Source organism: Bartonella sp. AA168HLJHH (genome assembly GCF_042197365.1).
GTDB lineage: Bacteria > Pseudomonadota > Alphaproteobacteria > Rhizobiales > Rhizobiaceae > Bartonella.
The window spans coordinates 65,573-91,321 of record NZ_JBHIRS010000006.1 but is presented as its reverse complement, the minus strand read 5'-3'; the positions used below and the strand labels follow the sequence as shown (position 1 = coordinate 91,321).

22 protein-coding genes are annotated in these 25,749 nt (G+C 40.4%); 8 read left to right on the top strand and 14 right to left on the bottom strand.

Going from position 1 to position 25,749, the window contains the following annotated elements; all coding sequences use genetic code 11:
- Positions 1–70 precede the first annotated feature (70 nt).
- The 4 genes from ACFINM_RS05410 (at position 71) to ACFINM_RS05395 (ending at position 3,535) form a co-directional block, all read left to right on the top strand.
- Positions 71–622, top strand: coding sequence for an SspB family protein (locus tag ACFINM_RS05410; RefSeq protein ID WP_375629941.1), 552 nt, complete (start codon positions 71–73; stop codon positions 620–622).
- 8 nt (positions 623–630) lie between these two features.
- The gene (locus ACFINM_RS05405; RefSeq protein ID WP_375612011.1) at positions 631–813 is read left to right on the top strand and encodes a DUF4169 family protein; all 183 of its coding nucleotides are present in this window, start codon (positions 631–633) and stop codon (positions 811–813) included.
- Positions 814–823: 10 nt separating this feature from the next.
- Complete coding sequence (locus tag ACFINM_RS05400) at positions 824–1,075, top strand: ribbon-helix-helix domain-containing protein (RefSeq protein WP_375612010.1); 252 nt, start codon at positions 824–826, stop codon at positions 1,073–1,075.
- Between the two features lie 120 nt (positions 1,076–1,195).
- Positions 1,196–3,535, top strand: coding sequence for an ATP-dependent helicase (locus tag ACFINM_RS05395; RefSeq protein WP_375640844.1), 2,340 nt, complete (start codon positions 1,196–1,198; stop codon positions 3,533–3,535).
- A 56-nt stretch (positions 3,536–3,591) separates the two neighbouring features.
- On the opposite strand, the gene ACFINM_RS05390 is transcribed toward ACFINM_RS05395, so the two are convergent.
- Entirely contained in the window at positions 3,592–4,221 is a 630-nt protein-coding gene (locus ACFINM_RS05390; RefSeq protein ID WP_375640843.1) for a DapH/DapD/GlmU-related protein, read from the bottom strand.
- 136 nt (positions 4,222–4,357) lie between these two features.
- Between ACFINM_RS05390 and ACFINM_RS05385 the strand changes: the two genes are divergently transcribed.
- Genes ACFINM_RS05385 through ACFINM_RS05370 form a run of 4 tightly spaced genes read left to right on the top strand, consistent with a single transcriptional unit; the run spans position 4,358 to position 7,845 of the window.
- The gene (locus ACFINM_RS05385; RefSeq protein ID WP_375621357.1) at positions 4,358–4,939 is read left to right on the top strand and encodes an SCO family protein; all 582 of its coding nucleotides are present in this window, start codon (positions 4,358–4,360) and stop codon (positions 4,937–4,939) included.
- Between the two features lie 26 nt (positions 4,940–4,965).
- The gene (locus ACFINM_RS05380) at positions 4,966–5,835 is read left to right on the top strand and encodes a 50S ribosomal protein L11 methyltransferase (RefSeq protein ID WP_375621358.1); all 870 of its coding nucleotides are present in this window, start codon (positions 4,966–4,968) and stop codon (positions 5,833–5,835) included.
- A 22-nt stretch (positions 5,836–5,857) separates the two neighbouring features.
- Complete coding sequence (locus ACFINM_RS05375; RefSeq protein WP_375621359.1) at positions 5,858–7,684, top strand: aminopeptidase P family protein; 1,827 nt, start codon at positions 5,858–5,860, stop codon at positions 7,682–7,684.
- Complete coding sequence (locus tag ACFINM_RS05370) at positions 7,654–7,845, top strand: hypothetical protein (RefSeq protein WP_375640860.1); 192 nt, start codon at positions 7,654–7,656, stop codon at positions 7,843–7,845. The genes ACFINM_RS05375 and ACFINM_RS05370 overlap by 31 nt, the downstream gene beginning before the upstream one ends.
- Positions 7,846–8,279: 434 nt before the next feature.
- Here ACFINM_RS05370 and ligA read toward each other — a convergent pair whose 3' ends face one another.
- The 13 genes from ligA to murD form a co-directional block, all read right to left on the bottom strand.
- The gene (gene ligA, locus ACFINM_RS05365) at positions 8,280–10,439 is read right to left on the bottom strand and encodes an NAD-dependent DNA ligase LigA (RefSeq protein ID WP_375621360.1); all 2,160 of its coding nucleotides are present in this window, start codon (positions 10,437–10,439) and stop codon (positions 8,280–8,282) included.
- A 111-nt stretch (positions 10,440–10,550) separates the two neighbouring features.
- On the bottom strand, positions 10,551–12,212 hold the full coding sequence (gene recN, locus ACFINM_RS05360; protein WP_375621361.1) for a DNA repair protein RecN: 1,662 nt from the start codon (positions 12,210–12,212) through the stop codon (positions 10,551–10,553).
- 6 nt (positions 12,213–12,218) lie between these two features.
- A complete protein-coding gene (locus ACFINM_RS05355) occupies positions 12,219–13,112 on the bottom strand; it encodes an outer membrane protein assembly factor BamD (RefSeq protein ID WP_375621362.1) in 894 nt (297 codons plus the stop codon).
- A 158-nt stretch (positions 13,113–13,270) separates the two neighbouring features.
- Positions 13,271–14,155 carry a UDP-3-O-acyl-N-acetylglucosamine deacetylase gene (gene lpxC, locus ACFINM_RS05350; protein WP_375621363.1) on the bottom strand — a complete coding sequence of 295 codons (885 nt, stop codon included), beginning with the start codon at positions 14,153–14,155 and terminating at the stop codon, positions 13,271–13,273.
- Positions 14,156–14,369: 214 nt separating this feature from the next.
- Complete coding sequence (gene ftsZ, locus ACFINM_RS05345) at positions 14,370–16,142, bottom strand: cell division protein FtsZ (RefSeq protein ID WP_375621364.1); 1,773 nt, start codon at positions 16,140–16,142, stop codon at positions 14,370–14,372.
- Positions 16,143–16,205: 63 nt separating this feature from the next.
- Positions 16,206–17,507 (bottom strand): cell division protein FtsA, encoded by a 1,302-nt coding sequence (gene ftsA, locus ACFINM_RS05340; RefSeq protein ID WP_375613372.1) that lies wholly within the window; start codon positions 17,505–17,507, stop codon positions 16,206–16,208.
- Positions 17,504–18,415: a cell division protein FtsQ/DivIB gene (locus tag ACFINM_RS05335; RefSeq protein ID WP_375640842.1), complete on the bottom strand. Its 912-nt coding sequence runs from the start codon at positions 18,413–18,415 to the stop codon at positions 17,504–17,506. Before ACFINM_RS05335 ends, ftsA begins: the two co-directional genes overlap by 4 nt.
- Complete coding sequence (locus ACFINM_RS05330; RefSeq protein WP_375611998.1) at positions 18,403–19,323, bottom strand: D-alanine--D-alanine ligase; 921 nt, start codon at positions 19,321–19,323, stop codon at positions 18,403–18,405. The genes ACFINM_RS05335 and ACFINM_RS05330 overlap by 13 nt, the downstream gene beginning before the upstream one ends.
- A gap of 237 nt (positions 19,324–19,560) precedes the next feature.
- Positions 19,561–20,538: a UDP-N-acetylmuramate dehydrogenase gene (gene murB, locus ACFINM_RS05325; RefSeq protein ID WP_375640841.1), complete on the bottom strand. Its 978-nt coding sequence runs from the start codon at positions 20,536–20,538 to the stop codon at positions 19,561–19,563.
- Entirely contained in the window at positions 20,516–21,943 is a 1,428-nt protein-coding gene (gene murC, locus ACFINM_RS05320) for a UDP-N-acetylmuramate--L-alanine ligase (RefSeq protein WP_375621368.1), read from the bottom strand. The genes murB and murC overlap by 23 nt, the downstream gene beginning before the upstream one ends.
- Positions 21,927–23,063 carry an undecaprenyldiphospho-muramoylpentapeptide beta-N-acetylglucosaminyltransferase gene (gene murG / locus ACFINM_RS05315; protein WP_375640840.1) on the bottom strand — a complete coding sequence of 379 codons (1,137 nt, stop codon included), beginning with the start codon at positions 23,061–23,063 and terminating at the stop codon, positions 21,927–21,929. The genes murC and murG overlap by 17 nt, the downstream gene beginning before the upstream one ends.
- The gene (locus tag ACFINM_RS05310) at positions 23,056–24,210 is read right to left on the bottom strand and encodes an FtsW/RodA/SpoVE family cell cycle protein (RefSeq protein WP_375621370.1); all 1,155 of its coding nucleotides are present in this window, start codon (positions 24,208–24,210) and stop codon (positions 23,056–23,058) included. The genes murG and ACFINM_RS05310 overlap by 8 nt, the downstream gene beginning before the upstream one ends.
- A 143-nt stretch (positions 24,211–24,353) precedes the next feature.
- Complete coding sequence (gene murD / locus ACFINM_RS05305) at positions 24,354–25,748, bottom strand: UDP-N-acetylmuramoyl-L-alanine--D-glutamate ligase (RefSeq protein WP_375640839.1); 1,395 nt, start codon at positions 25,746–25,748, stop codon at positions 24,354–24,356.
- Position 25,749 lies beyond the last annotated feature (1 nt).

Genomic DNA, 25,749 nt, shown 5'->3' with positions numbered 1-25,749 from the left:
TAAAATATATTCTGTCACACAATATCAATACGCCCCATTCTGCTACGTGAAATAAAAGGAATAAACTTCGATGGTTAAAGATCAAATCCGTTACGATATTCTCGTTCAGGATGCGCTTCGTGGAGTTATCCGTAAAGTTTTATCGGAAGTTGCCAAAGCAGGTCTTCCGGGAAATCATCATTTTTTTATAACTTTTTTGACAAATGCCCTAGGCGTTAAAATTTCTCCTCGGCTAAAAAATCGCTATCCCGAGCAAATGACAATCGTCTTACAGCATCAATTTAGAGATCTCAGTGTTTCAGAAACAGCTTTCGAAGTAACTCTCTCTTTCAGGGAAATAACCGAAAAGCTCGTGATTCCTTTTACTTCCATTCAGGTCTTTTATGATCCTGTAGCAGCATTTGAAGCAGCATTTGATCTGCCCTCAAATCTGACCTCTGGAGAAAGTGAAAATTCAGAAAATACCTCAACTACGCCTATTACCTTATCAAACAAACAAAAAATAGAAAATACGCTTACAAAAGAACAAAATCTCAGTACAAATAAAGAACCTTCAAATAACGATGCAAAACAAAATCAAAGTGCTGATGTTGTCTCTTTAGATTCCTTTCGGAAAAAATAATTTTTCTCATGACTGAATTGATTAATCTTCGCCAATTTCGAAAACAAAAAAAACGTACAGAAAAATCTCTTTGTGCTGAGCAAAATCGTTATCGTTTTGGACGAACAAAAACTGAAAAAAATTTTGAGCAGCAAAAATCTTTAAAAATGCAAAAATTTCTTGATCAAAATCGTTTGCGAAACGACGAATAAAGGTGGAAAAATGCACGAAAATAATTCTATCGATTGGTCAAAAGTCATTCCACGAAAGATATCTGTTCGCGTTGATGGACACGCAACAAGCGTCTCTTTAGAACCACCATTTTTAGATATTCTAAAAGATATAGCCCGCAAAAAAGGACAATCTTTAGCCTTTATTATTACCGATATTGATAGCAAAAGACCACAACAAGTAAATCTTTCGGCTTCGTTACGCGTTTATGCCCTTCAAAGCGTTCTCACCCAAAGCCTTTAATGGTTGTGCTTATTTTTTTACGTTCTCTTTCTGTCTGTTCAACTGAAACTGTTGTAACTTTTTAAGAGAAGTTTTTTTAATCTAGAACTTCAATAAAAAAAAGACTACAAAAGAGATATAATGAGTAATTTTTCTGATCACATCATACCTTTCTTTGAAGAAGATTCCCCTCCAGACCATGATAAGAAGAGCTCTGGTTTTTTCTCCCATACTCTAAAAGAACAAAAATCATATAACACAGACTATTTAGAACAACTCAATCCAGAACAGCAACAAGCTGTTATGAATACTGAAGGACCTCTTTTAGTTCTTGCAGGTGCTGGTACAGGAAAAACACGCGTTTTAACAACCCGTATTTCTCACATTTTACGCTCTGGACTCGCCTCACCTCAACAAATACTTGCTGTCACTTTCACCAACAAAGCAGCCCGTGAAATGAAAACACGTATTGGTGAACTTATTGGAGAAGTTGTTGAAGGTATGCCTTGGCTTGGAACCTTTCATTCCACTGGAGCTAAAATTTTACGCCGTCACGCAGAGCTTGTTGATTTAAAAAGAAACTTTACAATTCTCGATAGCGATGATGTTCTTCGACTTTTAAAACAACTTATTCAAGCTGAAGGATTAGACGATAAGCGTTGGCCCGCACGAAACCTTGCCATGATGATTGATTCTTGGAAAAATCAAGGACTTTCACCAACACATATCTCAAAAAGTGATGCTCATTCCTTTGGTAACGGCATGGGACGTGAACTTTATCACAGTTATCAAAATCGATTAAAAGATCTTAATGCTTGTGATTTTGGTGACCTTCTACTTCATTCTATCTCTATCTTCCAACATAATCCAGATATTCTTCGCGAATATCATTCTCAATTTCGTTATATTCTTGTCGATGAATATCAAGATACAAATACAGCACAATATCTTTGGCTTCGGCTTTTGGCCCAACATCCTCAAGGTCAACATGTTAATCTTTGTTGTGTTGGCGATGATGATCAATCCATTTATGGATGGCGTGGTGCAAAAGTCGAAAACATATTACGTTTTGAAAAAGATTTTCCTTCTGCTAAAATTATTCGTCTAGAACGCAATTATCGCTCAACATCTCATATTCTTAAAACCGCCTCCCATCTCATTGCTCATAATGAAGAAAGACTGGGAAAAGTCCTTTTTTCTGCTCAAGTAAAGAGTGAGGAAGAAAAGGTAAAAATTCATTCAGCATGGGATTCGGCAGAAGAAGCACGAGCAATCGGAGAAGAAATCGAACGTGCACAACAAACCGGTCATGCATTAAATCATATGGCTATATTGGTACGCGCATCATTTCAAATGCGTGAATTTGAAGATCGCTTTGTAACGCTTGGCCTTAATTATCGCGTCATTGGTGGTCCTCGTTTTTATGAGCGAATGGAAATACGTGATGCCATGGCTTATTTACGCGTTGTTGTCCAACCCACTGATGATTTAGCTTTTGAGCGTGTTATTAATACACCCAAACGCGGCATAGGAGATGCAACCCTGCGCATTCTTTATGAGAGTGCACGTGCACGTGCTGTTCCTCTCTTTTCTGCTGCCGCTGACATCATTGAAACAGATGAATTAAAGCCTAAGGCACGCAGTGCGTTACGAAGCCTCATTGAAAACTTCCGCCGCTGGCAAAATATGCTTCAAGACACTCCTCATAGAGAACTTGCCGAGATCGTCCTTGATGATTCTGGTTATACAACCATGTGGTTAGAAGATCGCTCACCAGAGGCTCCTACAAGACTAGAAAATCTTAAAGAAATGATTCGTTCCATGGAACAATTTGAAAATCTTCAAAGTTTTTTGGAACATGTTGCACTCGTTATGGAAACGGAAAATAATGAAAATATGGATGCAGTCAACATCATGACACTTCATTCAGCCAAAGGACTTGAATTTGAAACAGTTTTTCTTCCAGGTTGGGAAGAAGGACTCTTTCCCCACCAGCGCTCATTAGATGAAGGTGGACGTTCAGGATTAGAAGAAGAACGGCGTCTTGCTTACGTAGGTCTAACAAGAGCAAAAAAACATTTGCATATATGGTTTGTATCGAATCGAAGAATTCATGGACTTTGGCAACCTGCTCTTCCCTCCCGTTTTCTAGATGAATTACCAGCAGAACATATAGAAGTTGTAGAAATGGAAACATCCTATGGTGGTTATGGAAAATCTTCTTTTCAATATCACGATTCTTTTTATAATGACTATGCAACACCAAGACAAAAGCGTGCACAAAAAAACAAGAATATTGAAGGAAAAATTATCACGCAATCAATCTCTCATGTACCATCAGATTTTTCTGTCAATGATCGGATTTTTCACATAAAATTTGGTTATGGTCATATTACAGCAATAGACGATCATAAATTGACAATAATGTTCGAAAAAGCCGGAGAAAAGCGTGTACTAGACAATTTTGTAAACAAAGCTTAATTACAAGCAAACCATGATCCGTTTTTCCAAGAGATCATTTTGTTTTATTCTGACTATCATTTCCATTTACGAACAAAGGCTTCAATGGGCAGATTTTGCATATCAGGCAATGCGTCGTGAATTTTATCAAGTGGCCAATCCCACCAAGCCATATCTAAAAGGTATTCTATCACATGATTGGGAAAACGCATCCGCAATCGCTTAGCAGGCACCCCAACGACAATCGTATAAGGCATAACATCTTTCGTTATAACAGCGTTCGCGCCAATGATAGCGCCATGACCAATTGTCACTCCAGGCATAATAACCGCACCATGTCCAATCCACACATCATGCCCAATAATAACACGTTTTGCACAACGCCTTTCACGAAAACCACTATCTAATGCCATATAACGAAAATATTCGTTTGGACGATAGGTTATTTTATGCGTTGAAACGCGCTCCATAGGATGCTCCAACGCATTCATCCGTACATGAGATGCAATAGAACAAAAACGCCCAATATCGCTATAAATAGCCTCACTATTACGCTCTAAATAAGAAAAATCTCCAACGGTTACATCCCGTAAAATCACCCGCTCATTAATTTCCACATAGCGCCCTAATTTACAACCATGCAGCCGCGCTGTCGTATGGATACGAGGTTCACTTTCATGAAATCGAAGATCTTTCTCAATATTCATACATCTTTCACCAATGTTTTATCAATAGATATGGAAAGACATACCAATCAAGCCAATAAAATCAACCATGAAACAAACATTGCAAAACAAACCTGCCGATGTTACAATTTCTCGATCTATCTAAGAGAGTCAAACTATGAAAAATGTAATACGCATCTTGGGGCTGACAATCATATTTCTTGCAGGTGTTTTTATTTATGATACGCTGACAAATAAGCCTTTAGGTGATAACTTTACTCTCACTGATTCTAATGGAAAAAATATTACTGAGGCTGATGTTCGAAGCAAGCCTTCAATAATTTTTTTCGGCTTCACTATGTGTCCTGAAAGCTGCCCTACCACACTGATGAATCTTGATCGATGGCTTACAGCCCTTGGGCCTGAAGCTGATAAATTAGGTATATGGTTTGTGACTGTTGATCCTGAACGTGACACACCAAAAGTACTCCATGATTATCTCAGTAATTTTAACAATAAAATTGTTGGCATTAGTGGAGATCCTGATAAGGTTCATAAAATGGTCAATTCTTTCAACATCGTTGCTGAAAAAGTTCCTGAAACAGATGGAAACTATACATATAACCATACAGCAGCAATTTTTTTACTTAAAAAAGGTGGAAAATTAGCTGGCGTTATCCGTTATGACACGAAAGAAAGCGATAGCGAATTAAAAGATGAAATCGCCATTGAACGGTTAAAAAAACTCGTCTTAAACTAAAAAAACCGATCAAAAGAAAGAACAGCATGTCGCAACAAATTCGCCTCTATTATACTGCTTCTAAAAATGAAGCAGAACGGTTCTATACCCTTATAGAAACAGCCTTTGACGAAGAAGGTTATCCTCTTGCTCTTACAGAGATAGATGAACAAAATGCTGTATATGAGCTTTCTCTATATGTCGATCAAGACAATCAAGAGAACGCATTAAAACATTTTGCAAGCGTTCTCTCTATAGATTTTGATAAAATTAATATGGAAGTTTTACCCAACATTGATTGGGTACAAAAAAGCCTAGAAGGACTAAAACCTGTGCAAGCTGGTCCTTTTTTCCTTCATGGAAGTCACAACCGAAACGCCATTCCAGCAAATGTTCTCCCTATTGAAATTGAAGCTAATCAAGCTTTTGGCACCGGACATCATGGAACAACAGCCGGTTGTTTAGAAATGATTGCCAAAGTCATGAAACACGAAAATCCAAAAAATGCCCTTGATCTTGGTACTGGGAGCGGTGTACTAGCCATTGGTATAGCAATGCTCAAACCAATTACTGTGCTTGCATCCGATATTGACCCAATTGCTGTTCAAGTTGCACAACACAATATCGAATTCAATGGTGTCAAGGAATATATTACAGCTATTACAGCAACAGATTTTGCCCATGATGCAATTGCATCACGAACCCCTTTTGATCTCATCGTTGCCAATATCCTTGCTAATCCGCTTATTGAACTTGCGCAAGAAGTGGTAAAGGCACTTCAAAAAGGGGGATCACTTATACTCTCTGGAATTCTTGAAGAACAACATGCCCATGTTTTGGAGACTTATATAAAACAAGGAATGAAGCATATCGAAACATACCACCGGCAAGGATGGGTTACGATACATCTGAAATAAAATAAAAGAAAAGGACGTCGTTATGTATCAATCTTTTGAGGCGACAACAAATCCTGCTTATGCAGCAGAACGCATTTCTTGCCTTCGTAAAGAACTCGATCACCTTGGACTCGATGGTTTTCTTGTTCCGCGGTGTGATGAGCATCAAGGAGAGTACGTCCCTCCTCATGCTCAACGCCTTAGCTGGTTAACCGGCTTTACTGGATCAGCTGGGATTGCACTGATTTTAAAAAACAAAGCCATCATATTTACAGATGGGCGATATAAGCTCCAAATTCGCCAACAAACTGATCCTGATATTTTTAATTATGAAGATCTCATAACTTGTCCTCCCTCACAATGGCTTGAAAAAAATGGTCAAAAACTTTCTATTGGCTTTGATCCATGGCTCCACACGATTGCTGCCACCAATGCATTGAGAAATGCATTAGAAATGAAAGCAGGTGGAAAACTTGTAGAAGTTCAACATAATCCCATTGATTTGCTCTGGCATAATCAACCAAAATTACCACAATCTGCCTTATCAATTCACCCTCTCAAATATGCTGGGTGCGATACAGATGAAAAACTCGCTTTGATTTACAAAGATATACAGCAAACTCATGCAAATGCTTTTATTTTTACAGACCCCTCTTCCATTGCATGGACATTCAATATACGGGGCAATGATGTTTCCAACACGCCTTTTTCCCTTTGTTTTGCTCTCATTCCACTTAACGAAACACCAGCTTTATTCATTGACAGCAAAAAACTTGGTGTAGAACAGAAACAATATCTAGAACGTTATGCAAAATTATATGAACCAGAACAGCTTATTCCCAAGATCAAAGAGTATGTTCAAAAAGGGACAGTGTTTGCCTTAGATCCACAGCTAACATGCGAAAAATTACGAACTGTTATTGAAGAAAAAAATAGCTTTTTTATCACACTTACCGATCCTGCTGCTCTACCACGTGCCATTAAAAATGACACAGAACTCAATGGCGCACGCAAAGCGCATCTACGCGATGGTGTTGCCCTAACCCGTTTTTTTTCTTGGTTAGATAAACAAATACCAGGGTCAATAAGTGAAATTTCTGCTGCTCAAAAATTAGAAGAATTTCGCATAAATACAGCAAAAGAAATGGGAGAAAAACTTAAAGATCTTTCTTTTGATACAATTTCAGCAGCAGGAGAAAATGGTGCCATTATTCATTATCGTGTAACAACGCAAACAAATAAACAACTCAAAGCCGGTGAACTTTACCTCGTTGATTCAGGTGGACAATATCGTGATGGCACGACTGATGTCACACGCACCGTAGCAATTGGGAATATTGGAGAAGAAGAAAAACGCTGTTTTACGCTTGTCCTCAAAGGCATGATTGCTCTTTCAACTATCAGATTTCCAAAAGGCACACGAGGGCAAGACCTTGATGCTCTTGCACGCATTGCATTGTGGAAAGCTGGTTTTGATTATGCCCATGGCACCGGTCATGGTGTTGGATCTTATCTTTCTGTCCATGAAGGACCGCAAAATATTTCTCGCAAAGGGTGCCAAGAACTCATCTCCGGTATGATTCTTTCAAACGAGCCAGGCTATTACCGCGAAGGCGCTTTTGGTATCCGTCTTGAAAATTTGATGATTGTGAAACCAGCACAAAAAATTGATGGCGGAGATATAGAAATGCTCTCATTCGAAACACTCACACATTGCCCCATTGATCGACGGTTAATCCTTCCAGAGCTTTTGACACAAGAAGAACGACAATGGCTCAATGATTACCATGCGCGCGTTTATCAGATGAATGCACCTTACTTAAATGAAGAAGATAAAAAATGGGCAAAAGAAGCAACAATGCCCCTTTAAATGAAGCAACCTATAACTTTTACTCTTTCTACAAAACACAGGATTTTCTCTTTTTAAGGGAAAAATATTTATCTGCGTCAGGAAATATGAAAAATATTTCTACAAGATACTTCAAGTTTTTTGCTGGTATGGTAAACGCTAACCTAGGTGAAGCAAGATGAGATACACCTATACGTGGTAATACTTATCTTGGCGATCTCCATCTAGACATTATTATATCCCTATTTCCTTTATATGGAAACTTTCGTTATATTTTGTAATTTTCCGCGTTATATTTCTATTACGTCATTATAATTGGTTTATTACGGCATTTTGGATTAAATTATACATATTTATTTACAATTTTTACCTTGCTTCACAATGATAATTTATAAATTTTACTAATAATAACCTTGTATATTCTTCATCATAATAGTTTAAGTTTAATATTTAAGCTCAACGTTAATTATTTTAAATAACGTAATAAATATTAAAATATATGGCGCTCTGTTTTTGCAAAAAACAGCCACTATTATCCCTCTTTTTGATTTCATCCCCCAAAAAATGTAAGAGAGATAATCATACAAACAGCATACGATCTTCTAGAAAACATCCTCTAAACATTATGTTTCTCAATCAGCTGTAGCCAAGCCTCTTCATCGATAACCTCAACACCTAATTCCTCAGCTTTAGCCAATTTGGAGCCCGCTCCAGGTCCTGCAACAAGAAGATCTGTTTTTTTAGAAAGTGAACCAGATGTTTTAGCCCCCAATCGCTCTGCCAATGCTTTTGCTTCATCACGTGACATATGCGCCAAAGTTCCTGTAAAAACAATGATCTTCTCCGCTATTGGTGAAGAATCTGCTATGATAGGCTCCTCATCAAGAGGAGTTACTTCTTCAAGCAAAACAGATAAAATCTCACGGTTATGCTCTTCTTGATAAAAATCAACAATTGCGCTCCCTACCTGTGGTCCAATTCCTTCGATATTGGTAAGCTCTATCCAAGCCTCATTTCCTTCTTCATTTTCCTTATCACATGGCATAAATGCTTCCATAGCCGCAGTCTCAAAAGCTGTATAATTTTTATAAGCACGTGCAAGGCGGCGTGCATTCACTTCGCCAACATGACGAATCCCCAATGCAAACAAAAAACGGCTCAAAGGAATTTCTCGGCGCGCATTAATGGCATCATACAATTTCCGCACTGAAACAGTACCAAAACCTTCCATATTTTCCAAACGTATCAAAGATTTTTCTTGGCGCCGTTGTAACGTAAAAATATCGGCTGGTGTATGAATACAAAGCGCTTCATCTTGAACATGGAAAAAAAACTCTACCTGTTTTTTACCCAAGCCTTCAATATCAAAAGCATTGCGTGAAACAAAATGACGAATACGTTCAATTGCTTGTGCAGGACAAATAAGCCCCCCTGTACAGCGACGCACGGCTTCTCCCACTTCACGAACAGCATGACTCCCACAAGCTGGGCACAAATGAGGAAAAATAAAAACAGCAGCATCTTTCGGGCGTTTTTCAATGATAACATCAATAACTTGAGGGATCACATCACCAGCACGTTGTACAATCACGCTATCACCTACACGGATATCACGTCCTTCACGAATGGGCTCTCCTTTATGACCAATTCCCTTAATATAATCCTCATTATGCAAACTAGCATTGGTCACCACCACTCCACCAACAGTAATAGGCGTAAGACGTGCAACAGGTGTCAAAGCTCCCGTGCGACCAACTTGAATGTCAATATCTTCCAAAAGCGCTATCGCTTTTTCTGCTGGAAATTTATGGGCGATAGCCCAACGCGGCGAACGAGAAACAAACCCCAAACGCTTTTGGAGCATCAAATCATTAACCTTATAAACAATACCATCAATATCATAGCTTAAAGAATGACGGCATTCTTCGATATCGTGATAATACGAAATAATTTCTTTTACTGTCTTAAAGACTTTTGTTAATGGATTGATAAAAAAGCCATATTCTTTTAGCTTTTTCATCATCTCCATTTGACTTTCTGCCAATATTTCACTCACCTCACCACAAGCATAAGCAAAAAATTGAAGTTTTCTGCTAGCGGTTATCCGTGAATCAAGCTGACGGAGTGAACCAGCCGCCGCATTTCGAGGATTGGCAAAGGTTAACTTGCCCTTCTCTTGTTGGCTGATATTCAGCGCTTGGAAATCTTCCCGCCCCATATAAACTTCACCACGCACCTCAATGATATCAGGAAAATCACCTTGCAAAACTTGTGGGATATCAGCAATTGTTCGGGCATTTGCCGTCACATTTTCACCGACAGTTCCATCCCCACGCGTTGCCGCACGCACAAGCCGCCCCTTTTCGTAGCGTAAAGACAAAGATAAACCATCAATTTTTGGCTCCGCTGTTATTTCCAACACTTGTGTTTCTGGAAGCCGTAAAAAACGACGAATACGCTCAACAAATTCAGTAACATCTTCAGAGCTAAACGCATTATCAAGTGAAAGCATAGGCTGTGCATGAACAGATTTTTCAAATTTTTCAGAAATTGGTGCTCCAATTTTATGTGAAGGAGAATCAATACGTATAAGCTCTGGAAAAAGAGCTTCAATTTCTGCATTACGACGACGTAAAGCATCATATTCTGCATCAGAAATTTCAGGCTGATCATCACGATTATAAAGCACATCATGACGTGCAATCTCTTTTGCCAACCACTCTAATTCACGTTCTGCTTCAACAGCTGTGAGATTTTTATATGCATCTTTGTTCATAAAATCTATTCCACATTACAAGCGCTGCCACAAGGGCCTCCCACGCCTCCTCATCAAGTGAATCTCAATAAATATAAGCTTTCTAGTATTTTTATCGCTGACTAATTACCTTTATGCTAGAAGCTTTTGAGCCGCTGCACGCGCTTCTTCAGTAATCTGTTCTCCAGCCAACATACGGGCAATTTCTTCTGCACGCTCATGTTCTTTCATTTTATGAATCGCAGTAACAAAGCGTCCTTTATCATGACTCTCAATTTTTGAAATAAGAAAATGACCATGCGCTTTCGATGCAACCTGTGGAGCATGCGTAATAGCAAAAACTTGGACATGTTCTGATAAGCGTTGCAACCGATGCCCAATAGCCGCTGCAACAGCCCCCCCAACGCCTGTATCAATTTCATCAAAAATCAGCGTCGGTGCTGATCCTCGATCAGATAAAACAACTTTTAATGCCAGCAAAAAACGAGATAATTCACCGCCAGAAGCCACACTAAGCATCGGCCCAGCACGTGTTCCAGGATTTGTTCGCACCCAATATTCAATACGATCACATCCCTCTGCACTCCGCTTTTCCATATCACTTTGCATTTCAACAATAAATTCAGCCCTCTCTAATTTCAATGCCGGCAACTCAGCCATAACACTTTCAGATAAATGTTTTGCTGTCTCCCGACGCTTTATTGTTAAGGCTTGCGCCAATGTATCATAATTTTTCTTTGCCTGCTCTGCCTCATCTTCAAAACATGTCAATATAGTCTGAGCCTCTTCAAAATCAGCGAGTTCTGCGTCCATTTTATCGCGTAACTGAATCAATTCATCCGCAGAAACTTGATATTTACGAGCAAAACCCCGAAGAGAAAAAAGACGCTCTTCTATCCGTTCCAATTCATCAGGTTCAAAATCTAATGCTCGTATTGCCGTCTCAATACCTTCTTGTGCTGTTGCAAGTGCATGCAATGCCTCATCAATAGATTTCACCACTGGTGCAATAAGTTCTTGCGCCTCAGGAATTTTCCGCTCCAAACGCCTCACCAAATTAGAAAGCACTGGGATTGGTGATTTTTGACCCGTTAAAAGATCATCCGCTTCTTTAATATCTGTCGCTATTTTTTCTAATTTAAGCATATCAGCACGACGAAGAGAAAGAGCTTCCTCTTCACCAACTTTAAAATCAAGCTTTTCAAGCTCTTCTACACACGCACGAAGATAATCAACCTCCCGTACAGCACTCTCTACTTTAAGACGCTGCCGTTGCAAACGCTCCTCAAATTCACGCCATGTGTGATAACACTGACGCAAATTTTCCACTTCATTTTCAAGACCACCAAAGGCATCTAATAATTGGCGATGTGTAGCAACATCAACAAGCGCACGATCATCATGTTGTCCATGGATTTCAACCAGCAAACGGCCAACACTCCGCATCAATGCAACACTAGACGCCTGATCATTGATAAAAACACGGCTACGTCCATCACTTGATTGCACACGTCGTAAAATAATATCACCCTCATCATCAAGACCATTCTCACGAATAAGTTGACGTGCAGGATGTGAAACAGACACATCAAAAACAGCTGTGACCTGCCCGCGGTCAGCCCCATGACGCACAAGCGAAGCATCACCCCGCCCCCCTAGAGCAAGTGATAAAGCATCAAGGAGAATAGACTTCCCCGCACCCGTTTCTCCAGTTAAAACCGTCAACCCCGCTGTAAAATGAATATCGAGCGTTTCGATCAAAACAATATTATGAATCGAAAGCTGTACCAACATAGAGAATCAACGTACCCTCTTCTTGTCACCACCTAAAGCATTTGAGATCCAAGAAGATTTATGCTCACGTGGTGATATTTTATTCTTCTGCAAGAGATTATAAGAAAATTTATACCACTCACTTTTGGGATAATTACGTCCTAAAATAGCTGCTGCCGTCTGTGCTTCCGACGTTAAGCCGAGAGCAAGATTAACCTCAGTCAAGCGGAAAAGTGCTTCTTCAATTTGATTTGTATCAGAATACTCTTCAACCACGGTACGAAACCGTCTACTTGCCGCAAGATAGCGCCGCCCCTCTTCATAATAACGGCCAATCTGCATTTCTTTACCAGCCAGTTGTTCGCGACCAAAACGGATTTTATCCTTAGCATCCTTGACATACTCAGAATTAGGATAACGCTCTATAAGAAGCTGCATAGCAGCAATAGCACGTTTCGTGTCACGTTGATCACGCGTAACATCAGGAATCCGACGGAAAGAAGAAAGACCAATAATATAGTATGCATAAGCCGAATCAGTCGACCCTGGATAAAGAGTAATATAGCGTTGAGCCATACTAATTGAATCATCATACTTTCCGAGTCGATAATTAGTAAAAGCACCCATGACCAAAGATTTACGTCCCCAGTCTGTATAAGCGTACTGTTTTTCAATCTTCAAAAACTTCTTCGATGCATCCCCAAGCCGCCCACTTTCAAGGCTAGCAAGCGCCTGATTATATAAAACATCTGGTGGCTCTATTTTCAAAACATAAGCAGATGGATCAAGGGTATTTTTCTCTTTAAAGAGGCATCCCGCTAACATACAGGTGCTTCCCAAAAGCACCACCCCCAATATCTTGCGTACAATGTTAGATTTTCTATATGTCATATTTCCAATGCACACATGAGATTTTTTCATAGTTTTTCCGGCCTCCACAGAATATCACCTTGTAGCAAAAACAATTTATCAAAGGTTTTATACCATATCACTTTAAAATCCACATAACCAATTTAGCAGTTTAGGTCAATCATCCCCTTAAAAATCAAATAAACGATAAAAAAATCTTGCCAATTTTTTTACTTTTTCTCTAAAAAGCTTTTTTCATAATATGATTCGTCTGCCAAAACAGCCTTCACCAATTGCGCATTAATTCTATGCCCACTACAATAAGAACGAAATAATCCAATAAAAGGTGCCCCAAGCAAAGCAGCATCACCAATCGCATCAAGCATCTTGTGCCGAACACATTCATTCTCCCAATAAGGACCATCGGGATTTAAAATTTTATCATTAAGGTCGATAACAAGAGAATTTTCCAAAGAAGCGCCTCTCGCCTTTCCAGAAAGCCTTAATTCTTCCACGTCTTTGATAAAACCAAAAGTGCGCGCACGTGACAAATCATCCCTAAACCCTCGAGTGGTAAGATCAAAACTGAAATGTTGCTTACCAATAGCAGAAGAAGGAAAAGAGATCGTTATATCAAAACGACGTCCATCGAATGGCAAAAGCTCTGCAACACCATGAGCTCCTTCAACCCGCACCGGCTTTTTTATAATGAAATAAGAACGCAACGCATTTTGCTTTACAATACCAACATCTTCAAAAGCTTGGCAATATAGCCACGCTGAACCATCCAAAATAGGAATCTCATTATGTGATACTTCAATAACAAGATTATCCAAATTATAAGCAGCAATTGCCGCCATCAAATGTTCAATTGTTTCAACCCTTACATCTCCATCTCCAAGTACTGTTGATAATTCAGTTTTTCCTGTTTGCGATGCATGGGCTTGAAATACTTTCTCTGTTCCGTCTAATCCACAACGCTTAAAAACAATACCACACCCAACATCCGCTGGACAAACCTTTACCACTGATAAACAGCCACTATGAACGCCAATCCCCTTAAATGTTACTGCTTTTTTAAGAGTAGACTGATATTTTGGTACTAAATTCATCATATCATTTTATTAAATTGCTTGTACATCTTTTAACAAAATTTATAAAACTATAAAAAATATTCATAGTAAATAATAAAAAAAAACCGCTTATTGTAAGCGGTCTTTTTAAAACAAAGTATTTTATCCAAAAAACAGTAATATATTTTACTGTATAATTTTTGACTGAGCATTAAAGAAATAATAAAATTTCTTACTTTACCTCATTTTTCATCAATTAATTTGCCTGACGACGTAAAAATGCTGGTATTTCCAACTGATCTTCTTCACTTATAAAAGTACGCTGATCTTGTGGTACCTGAGGATGCAGCTCACCAGAACGACGTGGAACATAAACAGAAGCATCTTGAGAAAGCGTCTGAGAATTTTTATTGTAAACATGAGAATCTTTCTGCTGAGACGATCTAACAGCAGGCTCCAGCCTCGCTTCTGGCTCAGCTTCTTCACGATGTGTCAAGCTCTGTTTCAAACGCTGCCAAAGATTACGAGGACCTTGATCAGTCACAAATGTTCTTTGACTTTGTCCATGAGCAACAGGTGGAAAATCCTTTAACTCAGGCATACGCATTGGAGCGCGCGCTTGCATTTGTTGCATTTGTTTTGGTTGCACTGGCTTTTCTTTTTGCTTCACAAGCCCTGTCATCTCATCAAGAACATGCGCTGTTGCCTCCATACTCACAGGAGCCGTCATCGCCTGTTGAGAACCACGGCTTACTTGCATACGAGGCACATTGGATCTCTGTTCCTGAACAGCATTTGAACCATACGCAACAGCATTCGTGGCACTTCGTGTCGTCATTGCTTCTGCAGGTTGTGCAAAAATTTGACTTTTGGGACGGAACTGTTCTCCGGTTGATTTACCCTTCTCTATTTCAAGTGATTCGATCACTTCTACCATTGACTCAGAACGCAGAGGCGATGATTGAACATGAAAAGAACTGTGTGACGTTCCAGGATCGCTCTTGCGTATTGAAGAAGCAGGCCTTTGAATCTGAGGATGAGAGGACTGAACCACATCACTAACTTCACGATCAATACCGGTGGCAACCACAGAAACACGAATAACACCTTCCAATGACTCATCATCAATAGCGCCAAAGATCACATTCGCATCAGCATCTACTTCTTCACGAATACGATTAGCAGCTTCATCAACCTCAAAGAGAGTCATATCACGACCACCCGTAATAGAAATCAATAAACCACGCGCCCCACGCATAGAGGTATCATCCAACAATGGATTTGCAATAGCAGCTTCAGCCGCAGCCAAAGCACGCCCATCACCAGATGCCTCACCCGTTCCCATCATGGCTCGACCCATTTCGTGCATAACAGAACGAACATCAGCAAAATCAAGGTTAATCAAACCCTCTTTAATCATCAAATCCGTAATGGAAGCAACACCAGAATAAAGCACTTGGTCAGCCATAGCAAAAGCATCAGCAAACGTTGTCTTATCATTTGCAATACGGAAAAGATTTTGATTGGGAATAACAATCAATGTATCGACAGACTTTTGTAATTCTTCAATACCTGCCTCTGCCGTTTTCATACGACGTGCGCCTTCAAACTGAAACGGCTTTGTCACAACACCAACAGTCAAAATACCTTTTTCACGCGCTGCGCGAGCAACAACGGGAGCAGCCCCTGTTCCAGTTCCTCCCCCCATACCAGCAGTAATGAAAACCATATGAGAGTCTGCAAGATGATCAATAATTTCATCAATACATTCCTCCGCCGCCGCTTGTCCAACTTCAGGCAAAGCCCCAGCACCCAAACCTTCTGTCACAGCTGCCCCAAGTTGGATAACACGTTCAGCCTTTGACATAGCCAAAGCCTGTGCATCCGTATTTGCAACAACAAAGTCAACTCCCTGAAGACCAGCATTTATCATATTATTCACGGCATTCCCGCCACCACCTCCAACACCAAAAACGGTAATGCGTGGCTTCAATTCCGCGATATCTGGCCGATGCAGATTAATCGTCATTTTCTTTTCCTTCTCATAAGACACCGCAAGCCAAAGCGATGAAATTTATCCAACTAGACTTAACTAAAAACTCTCACGCAACCACTGACCAACACGCTGAAAATATCCACGCGTGCCCATCGATAAATGATTTCCTGCCGCCTGCATTGTTTTTTCTTCAAAACCCACCAATTGCGGATAAATTAACAACCCAACAGCAGATGTAAACGCCGCCCCTTTTGCAAGAGAAGGAAGCCTCGAAATACCTAAAGGCCGCCCGATACGAACATTTCTTCCTAATATAGTACGTGCCATTTCTGGCAATCCTGTTAACTGGCTTGCTCCCCCAGTCAAAATAACACGTTTACCAATGATGTGACCAAAACCAGAACGATTTAAACAATCACGGACCATTTCTAAAATTTCTTCAACACGCGCACGAATGATACGCCCAAGAACCGCGCGAGGATATTGAGTTTCACGCTGTTCACTCCCAATTTCTGCTACATTAATCATTTGCCGCTCATCAGCACTTGTTAAAAGTGCTGAACCATAAACAACTTTTAAACGTTCCGCCTCTGTTAAAGACATAGAAAATCCGCGCGCAACATCAAGAGTGACATGATGCCCCCCAACAGCAAGAGCATCTGCATGAATAAATTTCCCCTCAAAAAACACTGAAAATGTTGTTGTTCCACCACCAAAATCAATACATGCAGCCCCTAAACGCGCCTCATCATTCATCAAGACAGCAAGACCACTTGCAAAGGGAGTAGCAACCATTGCTTCAACACTCAAATGTGCACGATTAATACAAGTTTCCAAATTACGCAAAGAGGCTGTTTCTGCTGTTACCACATGCACATCGACACCAAATGTTTCCCCTGCCATGCCAATAGGATCAAAAATTCCTTTATCTCCATCCAATACATACGAAACTGGAACTGAGTGCATAACATGACGTTCAGCATCAAAGGCTTTACGCGAAACATCTGAAAAGGCCATACGCATATCACGCTTGGTGACTTCACGACCATTCAAATGAACCTTTCCATTAATCAAAGCACTTTGTAATCGACTTGAGGAAAAATTCACAATCACTGAATCCACCACCAAACCCGCCATTTTTTCTGCCGCATCAACAGCCAATCTTATTGATTGTTCTGCTGCAAACATATCCATGACAACACCGGATTTAATACCACGTGAACGCTGCACTCCAAAGCCTAGAATTTCCGTAGAATGTGTACGACCATGTAAATAGTGCGCATGCTTCAAAGGACGCAAACAAGCAATAAGACAAACAATCTTACTTGAACCGACATCAAGTACCGTTAAAAAACGTGTTTTACGCCCCTTCAAATGATGTGATCTGAGTAGCATCATAGGCTTCCTGCCTTTCGCGCTTTTAAAATACGTTCTTCTTCTGCTACAGTAGCATGATAACGCTCCAACGTTTCATCTGATAAAGAAACAGTAATTCGATCAGCAAGACGTAAATCAACACTGAGAATATCGCGAGATAAAAGATCTTGCATTATACCGGAAGAAAAAAGAGAAGAAAGCCTTTCAAGAGCACCATTTTCAGGCAACATAACGCGCATTCCATTATTCAAAACAAGATCCCAACGTCTATCACCTACCCGCACAAAAGCACGAATACGATCATATACTTTCGGATAGACTGACAGCGCTTGAATAAACACTTTAGCAGCATTTTGTGCACCCTGCCCAACCACAAGAGGTAAATCCCGAACAATTTCTCCTTTAAAAGGCACAATGACACGACCTGTATTATCAACAATATCCATTATGCCATCATGTTGCCAAATGGCATAGGGTTCACGCTCCACGATGGAAATGCGCATTCTATTGGGATAAATTTTCTGAACATTAGCCGATTGCACCCAAGCCTGTTTTTCCAACAGAGAACGCGCTCTTTCAACATCAAAAGTGAATATAGAAGGCGCAACATCAAGTTTTAAAATTTTAAAAATATCCTGCTTTGCCAAGCGCTTATTACCGCTTATATCGACATGAGTGACCACAAAACTACTATCCAATATGATCGTATTTACGATCACAGCCATCTGACCACTTGATGAAAGTCCATAAAAAGCCGTAACAAAGAAAAACCACACAACAGCAAAAGAGCCGAAATGGCGTGGAATATGAATATTGACAAAAACAAACTCAAACATAAACCGAAGAAAACGACGATAAAGACGTGGCAAAGCCGGCACTGAAAGCACCTTCATCGGAACATTTGTTTTATTAACATTCAACGCATACATGATGCGTCCTCCACCATCCATTGAACAATATCGCCGTAAGTACGGCCGCTCGCTTTTGCAATATCAGGAAGAAGAGACGTCGAGGTCATACCTGGTTGCGTATTAATTTCAAGCCAAACCAATTCTCCCGTTTTTTCATCAAAACGAAAATCAGAACGGCTAACACCTCGACACCCTATCGCCTGATGGGCTGCTAAAGACATTCTTTGCACACTTTGGTAAATATTTAGTGAAAGTTGTGCAGGACAAATGTGAAGAGAACCACCCGTTTTATATTTTGAGTCATAATCGTAGAATGGAAAGTGTTTATCGGGAAGAATTTCACACACATCCAGCACTTCATTCCCCAAAACAGCACAAGTCAATTCACGACCAGGAATATATTTTTCAATCATCACCTCATCGGCATACCCCCACTCAGCTCCCCCAATATTATGCGGCGGTGCAGCTTCATTTCCTTGAACAATGACAACACCAAAACTTGATCCTTCACACACAGGTTTAATTACATAAGGAGGCTCCATGGGATGCGTTCGGCCCAAAGCAAAGCGGCTCATGATACGAGAAGGAGCAACACAAACCCCAACATTTGCAACGATAATTTTTGCACGTCCCTTATCCATTGCCAAAGCAGATGCCATCACGCCAGAATGAGTATAAGGAATTTTTAAATATTCAAGAATCCCCTGAATCCGACCATCTTCACCAAATGGACCATGCAATGCATTGAAGGCAATATCGGGCTGCAACTGTTCAAGAACAGAAGCAATATGAGCATCAACATCCACGCGGCTCACGCGATACCCCTGCACCTCTAAAACATCAGCACACGCCGCCCCTGAAGATAAACTTATAGACCGTTCAGAAGAAAAACCTCCCATTAACACAGCTATATGTTTATCTTTCATAATAAATCACCCTCTTTCGCATACTATATGTAGCCTATATAGAATACATCAGCACTACATACAGGAAAAACAAAGTTTATCCTTGCGAATCAATAACCTAGCATTTTGCATAATGAATCAGACTCAAAAGCCTGATGCAAGAGATTCTTTGTTAATTTATTGATTCTTAATAGAAATTTTTTATTATCTCTTTGAAATGACTCAATTTTTTATTTTCACTTTTTAGTGAACAATAAATCAATGAAATGGATCAAAAGGAGAAACACTTCGACCACGCTCAAATTGACCAATACGCTCTATTTCCCATTGTAAAAGGTGGGCTGAATTTGCAAAAACACGCGCACGCACTGTTTCTCCCAATGCTTCAAGATCATATCCTGTTGCTTGCCCTGTATTAATCATAAAATTACAGTGCATTTCACTCATTTGAGCGCCACCAATCTGTAAACCACGACACCCTGCTTCATCAATCACGCGCCACGCGGATGTATTCTCAGGATTTTTGAAAGTTGATCCCCCTGTTTTTTCGCGAATAGGTTGCACTGTTTCTCTGTGGAGGGCAACTTCATCCATAGCAGCACGAATATCATCTTTATTGCCGAGTTTTCCTTCTAATAAAGCAGCCGTAAAAATAAAATCTTTAGGAATATCACAATGGCGATAGGAATAATGCATATCTTTCACACTCAAGATATGACGTTGCCCTTTACGATCCAGCGCATAGACCTCGACAACACGCGCTGCGGTTTCAACACCATTCGCACCCGCATTCATTTTGAGAGCTCCCCCAAGACCTCCAGGAATACCATGATAAAAATGAAAACCTGCAATCTCAGCTTCTAAAGCGGCAGCAGCTAAATGTTTATCCGCCGTACCAGCACCAACTAAAAAGCCTTTTGGAGAAACTTGTTTCACTTGCCCAAATTTTTTTGGCGAAAGACGAATCACAACACCAGGAACCCCCCCATCACGCACCAGAAGATTAGAACCAATACCGACAATTGTTACAGGAACAAATTCAGGCAAATTTTGAAGAAAGAGAGCCAAATCTTCTTCATCAACAGGCTGATAAAAAAGCTCTGCCAACCCGCCCGTGCGAAACCACGTTACCTTACGCATCTCAACATTAGGTGTAAGCTTTCCTCTCACGCCACCCAACAGTGGTTGCAATTGCGCCAATAGCGCCTCACCATCAATGTGCTGAAAATTTATCATGACCATCCAATACCGCTAACTGATGAGGCAACGCACAAGCCCATTGTGTGATATTGCCAGCACCAAGAAAAACAACATAATCCTCTGCCTGAGCAAATTTTGAGACAAGAGACACAACATCTTCCAAACCATGTATCAAGCGCACATCACGATGACCCGCCATTTTAATATGCTCTACCAATTCTTGAGAACCAAATCCTACAATAGGCTCTTCACCAGCCGCATAAACGGGCGTAATCAACACTGTATCTGCATCATTAAAACAAGCAGCAAAATCATCAAATAAATGATACAAACGCGAATACCGATGGGGTTGTGCAATCGCAATAACACGCCCTTTTGCACTCTCACGTGCAGCACGCAAAACTGCCTTTATTTCAACAGGATGATGTCCATAATCATCAAATATTTCAATGCCACGCCAACTTCCTGTTCGCGTAAAACGCCGTTTTACTCCGCCAAATTCTGCTAAGCCCCTTTTTATAGCTTCATTTGAAATACCAAGTTCATGTGCAATAGCAATCGCCGCCGTTGCATTGGCAACATTATGCTGCCCTGCCATGGGCAAAAGCAAATTTTTCAACTCAATCTTTCTTCCTGTTTTGCGTGAGCGAACAAGAACATCAAAATGCGTTTTTTGACCATCCATCGAAAGATTAAGAAAACGAACATCCGCTTGTGGATTTGCACCATAAGTGATCACCCAACGATCATCAATACGGCCCGCCAATGACTGAACCTCTGGATGATCAAGACACAAAACAGCAAAACCATAAAAAGGAACATTTTCTATGAATTGCCGAAAAGCCTCACGCACAGCATCAAAACTTCCATAATGATCCAAATGCTCAGCGTCAATATTAGTAATAACAGCAATATCAGCAGGCAGCTTTAAAAATGTACCATCACTTTCATCAGCTTCAACAATCATCCAATCGCCATCTCCTGTACGAGAATTCGTACCATAAGCATTAATAATACCGCCATTAATCACCACTGGATCAAAATGACCAGCATCAAGAAGGGCTGCGACCATTGATGTGGTTGTTGTTTTACCATGTGTACCACCCACCGCAATTGCACGCCGAAACCGCATCAGCTCCGCCAGCATTTCTGCACGTCTGACAAGCGGCAAATGTCTTTCCTTTGCAGCAATATACTCAGGATTTGTTTTTTTAACGGCAGTAGAAAAAACAACAACCTCTGCATTCCCTAAGTTTTCAGCACAATGACCTATATGAACGTTAATTCCTTTTTTCCGCAAACGTTCAACATTTGCACTTTCAACTTGATCTGACCCTTGAACTTTATAGCCAAGATTATAAAAAACCTCCGCAATTCCACTCATACCGATCCCCCCGATTCCGATAAAATGGATAACGCCTATATCAAGTGGCATTTTCATTAAAAAGCTCCTCTTTTATATTTGACAACAATCGCCCTGCAATTAAGGATTCAGCCATATCAGCAAGGCGACGGGTTGCATGAGGTTGTCCAACTTTTTTTGCAGCAAGCGCTTGTTTTTCCAATAAATGGGGCGCACAACAAGCGTGCATTAAAAGAGAAGAAAGCTTTTGTGCATTTAAATCTTTTTCTGATATAATTTGCGCTCCCCCCACACGAGCAAGCAAAGCTGCATTGGCAGCCTGATCATGATCTAAAGCATGGGGATAGGGAACAAGCAGAGCAGGTCTACCAATCACCGCTATCTCACAAACGGACGAAGCCCCAGCGCGCGACAAAATAAAATGAGCATGTGCCATACGTTCAGCCATATCATCAAAGAAAGGAGCAACTTCTGCTTGTACCCCCATATCACGATAGATTTTGATCAACCTTCCTGCTTCACCGCGGACTTGCTGTACAATTCGTAAACGTTTACGGTTCTTATCATCAAATAAAGCAATAGCTTCTGGAACAATATGTGAAAAAGCAGAAGCCCCTTGGCTACCTCCAAAAATCAAAAAATTAAATGGCTTTTCTCCCTCTGAAGAATGATAAGGAATTTTGGCCGCCTTCAACACAGCCTCACGGACAGGATTCCCCGTCAAAAGTATTTTATGAGCATAAGCGCCATTTGGTGACAACAAACCACCAGCGATTGCACGCACAAAAATTGCCAACATCCGATTGGCACGCCCCATAACAGCATTTTGTTCATGAATAAATGTCACACGCCTCGTTAAAGCCGCAATAAAAAGAGGAGGAAAGCTCGGATACCCCCCAAATCCTCCAACAAGAACAGGACGTAATTTATAAAACAACGCCAACGATTGCCCCATACCCCTTAGCAAAGACCAAAACGTCTTTATCAGAGCAAAAGGATGGCGTCGTGTAAATGTTGCCGATGAAACGATATGAATATGCTCTTCATCAAAACACCGAACAAAAGAGCGTGCTCTTTCATCTGTTATTAAATGAACATCATATCCACGCTGCCTTAATTCAACAGAAAGGGCTTCAGCAGGAAAAAGATGTCCACCTGTACCACCAGCCACCAAAATAATAACTTTTTTATCATTCATAAGGGGTATCCAAGACAGAAGAGGAAGAAAAAGCTGAAAGGCGCGCTTCTGGCCAACGACGTGTTAAACTAAGCAAAATGCCCATTGAAAACGCAATCGCCACCATCGAAGAACCACCATAAGAAATAAAAGGCAATGTCATACCTTTTGGAGGAATTAAGTGAAGATTAACGGCCATATTAATAGCTGATTGAAAGCCAATCATCATTGCTATGCCAGTAATACCAAGACGTATAAAGGAATCACGTGTATTCATGGCTATATACAATGAACGCATAACGATAAAGCCAAACAGCATCATAATTAATAAACAAAGAATAATACCATATTCTTCAGCAGCAACGGAAAATACAAAATCTGTATGGCTATCAGGAATGATACGTTTTACTGTGCCCTCCCCAGGACCTTGCCCAAACCAACCACCATTCAAAATAGCCTCACGTCCCACATCCACTTGAAAAGTATCTCCTTCACCTGTCAAAAAACCATTGATCCGCTCGCGCACATGATGCAGAAAAAAATAAGCTAAAATAATTCCTACAACGCCTAAAATGAGAAAGAGAAAAATAATAGTAAGAGGGACACCAGCAATAAAAAACAGCCCCCCCCATGTTGCACTTATTAAAACTGTTTGTCCAATATCAGGCTGCAAAACCAGAAGCACACAACAAATGGCATAAAGTAGAATCGCTAACGTATAACCCAGAATGCCCCTCTTGCGTATCTGTTCCGAAAAAAGCCAAGCGGACATAACCACAAAAGCTGGCTTCATAAACTCTGACGCCTGTACAGAAAAACCAAATAGTAGAATCCACCTCCGTGCTCCCTTTAATTCTGGACCCCAAAATAAGGTTGCAACCATAAGAGCAAGCGTTACAATGAGCAAAAGAGCACATAAACGACGAATATTAGAAAGCGAAAAAAAGGAAATGGTAACCATCGTAAAAAATGCTGAAATGCTAAAAATGATATGCCACCGAACAAAATAAAAACTATCAGCAATTCCGATTTTTTTTGCAATAATAGGGCTGGCAGCAAAAGACAGCATAATGCCAATTCCCATTAAAATTAAACAAGCTGCAAAGATAGAGCGATCAATCGTCCACCACCAATTAGCAATTGGATCTCTATCTGCACGCGTCACCATGGTATCCACCTTATCCATTTTATAAATTATCTCAAAGTGATATGGTTCCCCAGCCTGTTTAACAAACACTTTAAAAACTAAATTACACAAAAAAAGATTCTGGAGTCTTAACGCAAAAATATTTTTTTATAACTGATGCTTTTTTATTGTAACTGCATCACAAAAGAGACAAATGCTTCGCCTCGCATTTCATAATTTTTAAATTGGTCATAACTTGCACAAGCAGGTGACAAAAGAACCGTCACCTCTTTTGCCTGAAAATCCATTGCGTCAACAGCTGCTTCACACACCGCATTTTTCAAAGTTAAGCTCATAGAAAAGGGAAAAGCAGATCCAATAGTGCGAGCAAATTCTTCCGCCGCGCTCCCAATTAAATAGGCTTTACGAATTTTAGGAAAAAATTCTCTAAGAGACTCTATTCCTCCCTTTTTTGCCTGTCCCCCAACAATCCAAAAAATATCATTAAAGGTGGAAAGCGCAGGAGCTGTTGCATCTGCATTAGTAGCCTTGCTGTCATTGATAAACAAAACCGCCCCCATTTTACGCACCTGCTGCATACGATGATCCAACCCTTTATAACTTGCCAAATGCTTGTTCACAGAAGGATCAGTTATTTTTAAAGCCTGCAATGTTGCTAATGCCATAAGGGCATTTTGCGCATTATGACTCCCACGTAACACCGCCATAGGAGCAAGATCTGCAAGCATATGACGCTGTCCTTGACGAACAGAAAAGAGCTTGGTCCCATCTGCATAAAAACCATTTTCAACAAAATGATCCTTGGAAACTGCCTCAATTTGCTTCCCATCATGAAGTAACTGTTGATATAAAACCCGACAAGCTGCATCATCAACTGAAATGAAAGCCTGAGAAGCCTGAGCAATCAGATGCCTTTTGGTTTGCACATAACAGGCAAAACTCCCATGTCGATCAATATGATCAGGTGTTAAATTCAATAAAAGTCCAATGGTCGGCTGAAGAGAGGGAGTAAGATCAATTTGAAATGATGAACATTCAATCACATAGATACGTTTTTTAACAAACGGTTTAAGGGTCAATATTGCCTTTCCGATATTTCCCCCCACCTGCACATCATAGCCCATTTTTTCCAACAAATGCGCAAGTAAAGCCGTTGTGGTTGACTTGCCATTCGTCCCCGTAATCGCAATGAAAGGAACATCTTGGTCACACAAACCATAAAGCTGTAAAAAATCATGGCGCGCACGAACAAATAATTCAATATCACCGATAATTTCTATATTTTTTTTTCGTGCTTTTTCAACAACCCAATGGGGTTGAGGATAATTTACAGGAACTCCAGGAGCTACAATCAATGCAACAAATTCTGACCAATCTTCATAACGGAGATCTCGTGTTGGAATATTGTGCTGAAAAGCCATTTGCACGCTTGAAGGACTATCATCCCACGCCACCACTTCTGCGCCACCGCACATCAATGCTTGTGCCGCCGCCAATCCCGACGTCCCTAATCCAAAGAGAGCAACTTTTTGACCTTTATAACACGCAACAGAAATCAAA

Bases quoted from the DNA above. Each gene is read 5' to 3' on its own strand.
- ACFINM_RS05410 (WP_375629941.1), top strand. From the start codon at position 71: ATGGTTAAAGATCAAATCCGTTACGATATTCTCGTTCAGGATGCGCTT.
- ACFINM_RS05405 (WP_375612011.1), top strand. From the start codon at position 631: ATGACTGAATTGATTAATCTTCGCCAATTTCGAAAACAAAAAAAACGT.
- ACFINM_RS05400 (WP_375612010.1), top strand. From the start codon at position 824: ATGCACGAAAATAATTCTATCGATTGGTCAAAAGTCATTCCACGAAAG.
- ACFINM_RS05395 (WP_375640844.1), top strand. From the start codon at position 1,196: ATGAGTAATTTTTCTGATCACATCATACCTTTCTTTGAAGAAGATTCC.
- ACFINM_RS05390 (WP_375640843.1), bottom strand. From the start codon at position 4,221: ATGAATATTGAGAAAGATCTTCGATTTCATGAAAGTGAACCTCGTATC.
- ACFINM_RS05385 (WP_375621357.1), top strand. From the start codon at position 4,358: ATGAAAAATGTAATACGCATCTTGGGGCTGACAATCATATTTCTTGCA.
- ACFINM_RS05380 (WP_375621358.1), top strand. From the start codon at position 4,966: ATGTCGCAACAAATTCGCCTCTATTATACTGCTTCTAAAAATGAAGCA.
- ACFINM_RS05375 (WP_375621359.1), top strand. From the start codon at position 5,858: ATGTATCAATCTTTTGAGGCGACAACAAATCCTGCTTATGCAGCAGAA.
- ACFINM_RS05370 (WP_375640860.1), top strand. From the start codon at position 7,654: ATGGGCAAAAGAAGCAACAATGCCCCTTTAAATGAAGCAACCTATAAC.
- ligA (WP_375621360.1), bottom strand. From the start codon at position 10,439: ATGAACAAAGATGCATATAAAAATCTCACAGCTGTTGAAGCAGAACGT.
- recN (WP_375621361.1), bottom strand. From the start codon at position 12,212: ATGTTGGTACAGCTTTCGATTCATAATATTGTTTTGATCGAAACGCTC.
- ACFINM_RS05355 (WP_375621362.1), bottom strand. From the start codon at position 13,112: ATGAAAAAATCTCATGTGTGCATTGGAAATATGACATATAGAAAATCT.
- lpxC (WP_375621363.1), bottom strand. From the start codon at position 14,155: ATGATGAATTTAGTACCAAAATATCAGTCTACTCTTAAAAAAGCAGTA.
- ftsZ (WP_375621364.1), bottom strand. From the start codon at position 16,142: ATGACGATTAATCTGCATCGGCCAGATATCGCGGAATTGAAGCCACGC.
- ftsA (WP_375613372.1), bottom strand. From the start codon at position 17,507: ATGATGCTACTCAGATCACATCATTTGAAGGGGCGTAAAACACGTTTT.
- ACFINM_RS05335 (WP_375640842.1), bottom strand. From the start codon at position 18,415: ATGTATGCGTTGAATGTTAATAAAACAAATGTTCCGATGAAGGTGCTT.
- ACFINM_RS05330 (WP_375611998.1), bottom strand. From the start codon at position 19,323: ATGAAAGATAAACATATAGCTGTGTTAATGGGAGGTTTTTCTTCTGAA.
- murB (WP_375640841.1), bottom strand. From the start codon at position 20,538: ATGATAAATTTTCAGCACATTGATGGTGAGGCGCTATTGGCGCAATTG.
- murC (WP_375621368.1), bottom strand. From the start codon at position 21,943: ATGAAAATGCCACTTGATATAGGCGTTATCCATTTTATCGGAATCGGG.
- murG (WP_375640840.1), bottom strand. From the start codon at position 23,063: ATGAATGATAAAAAAGTTATTATTTTGGTGGCTGGTGGTACAGGTGGA.
- ACFINM_RS05310 (WP_375621370.1), bottom strand. From the start codon at position 24,210: ATGGTGACGCGTGCAGATAGAGATCCAATTGCTAATTGGTGGTGGACG.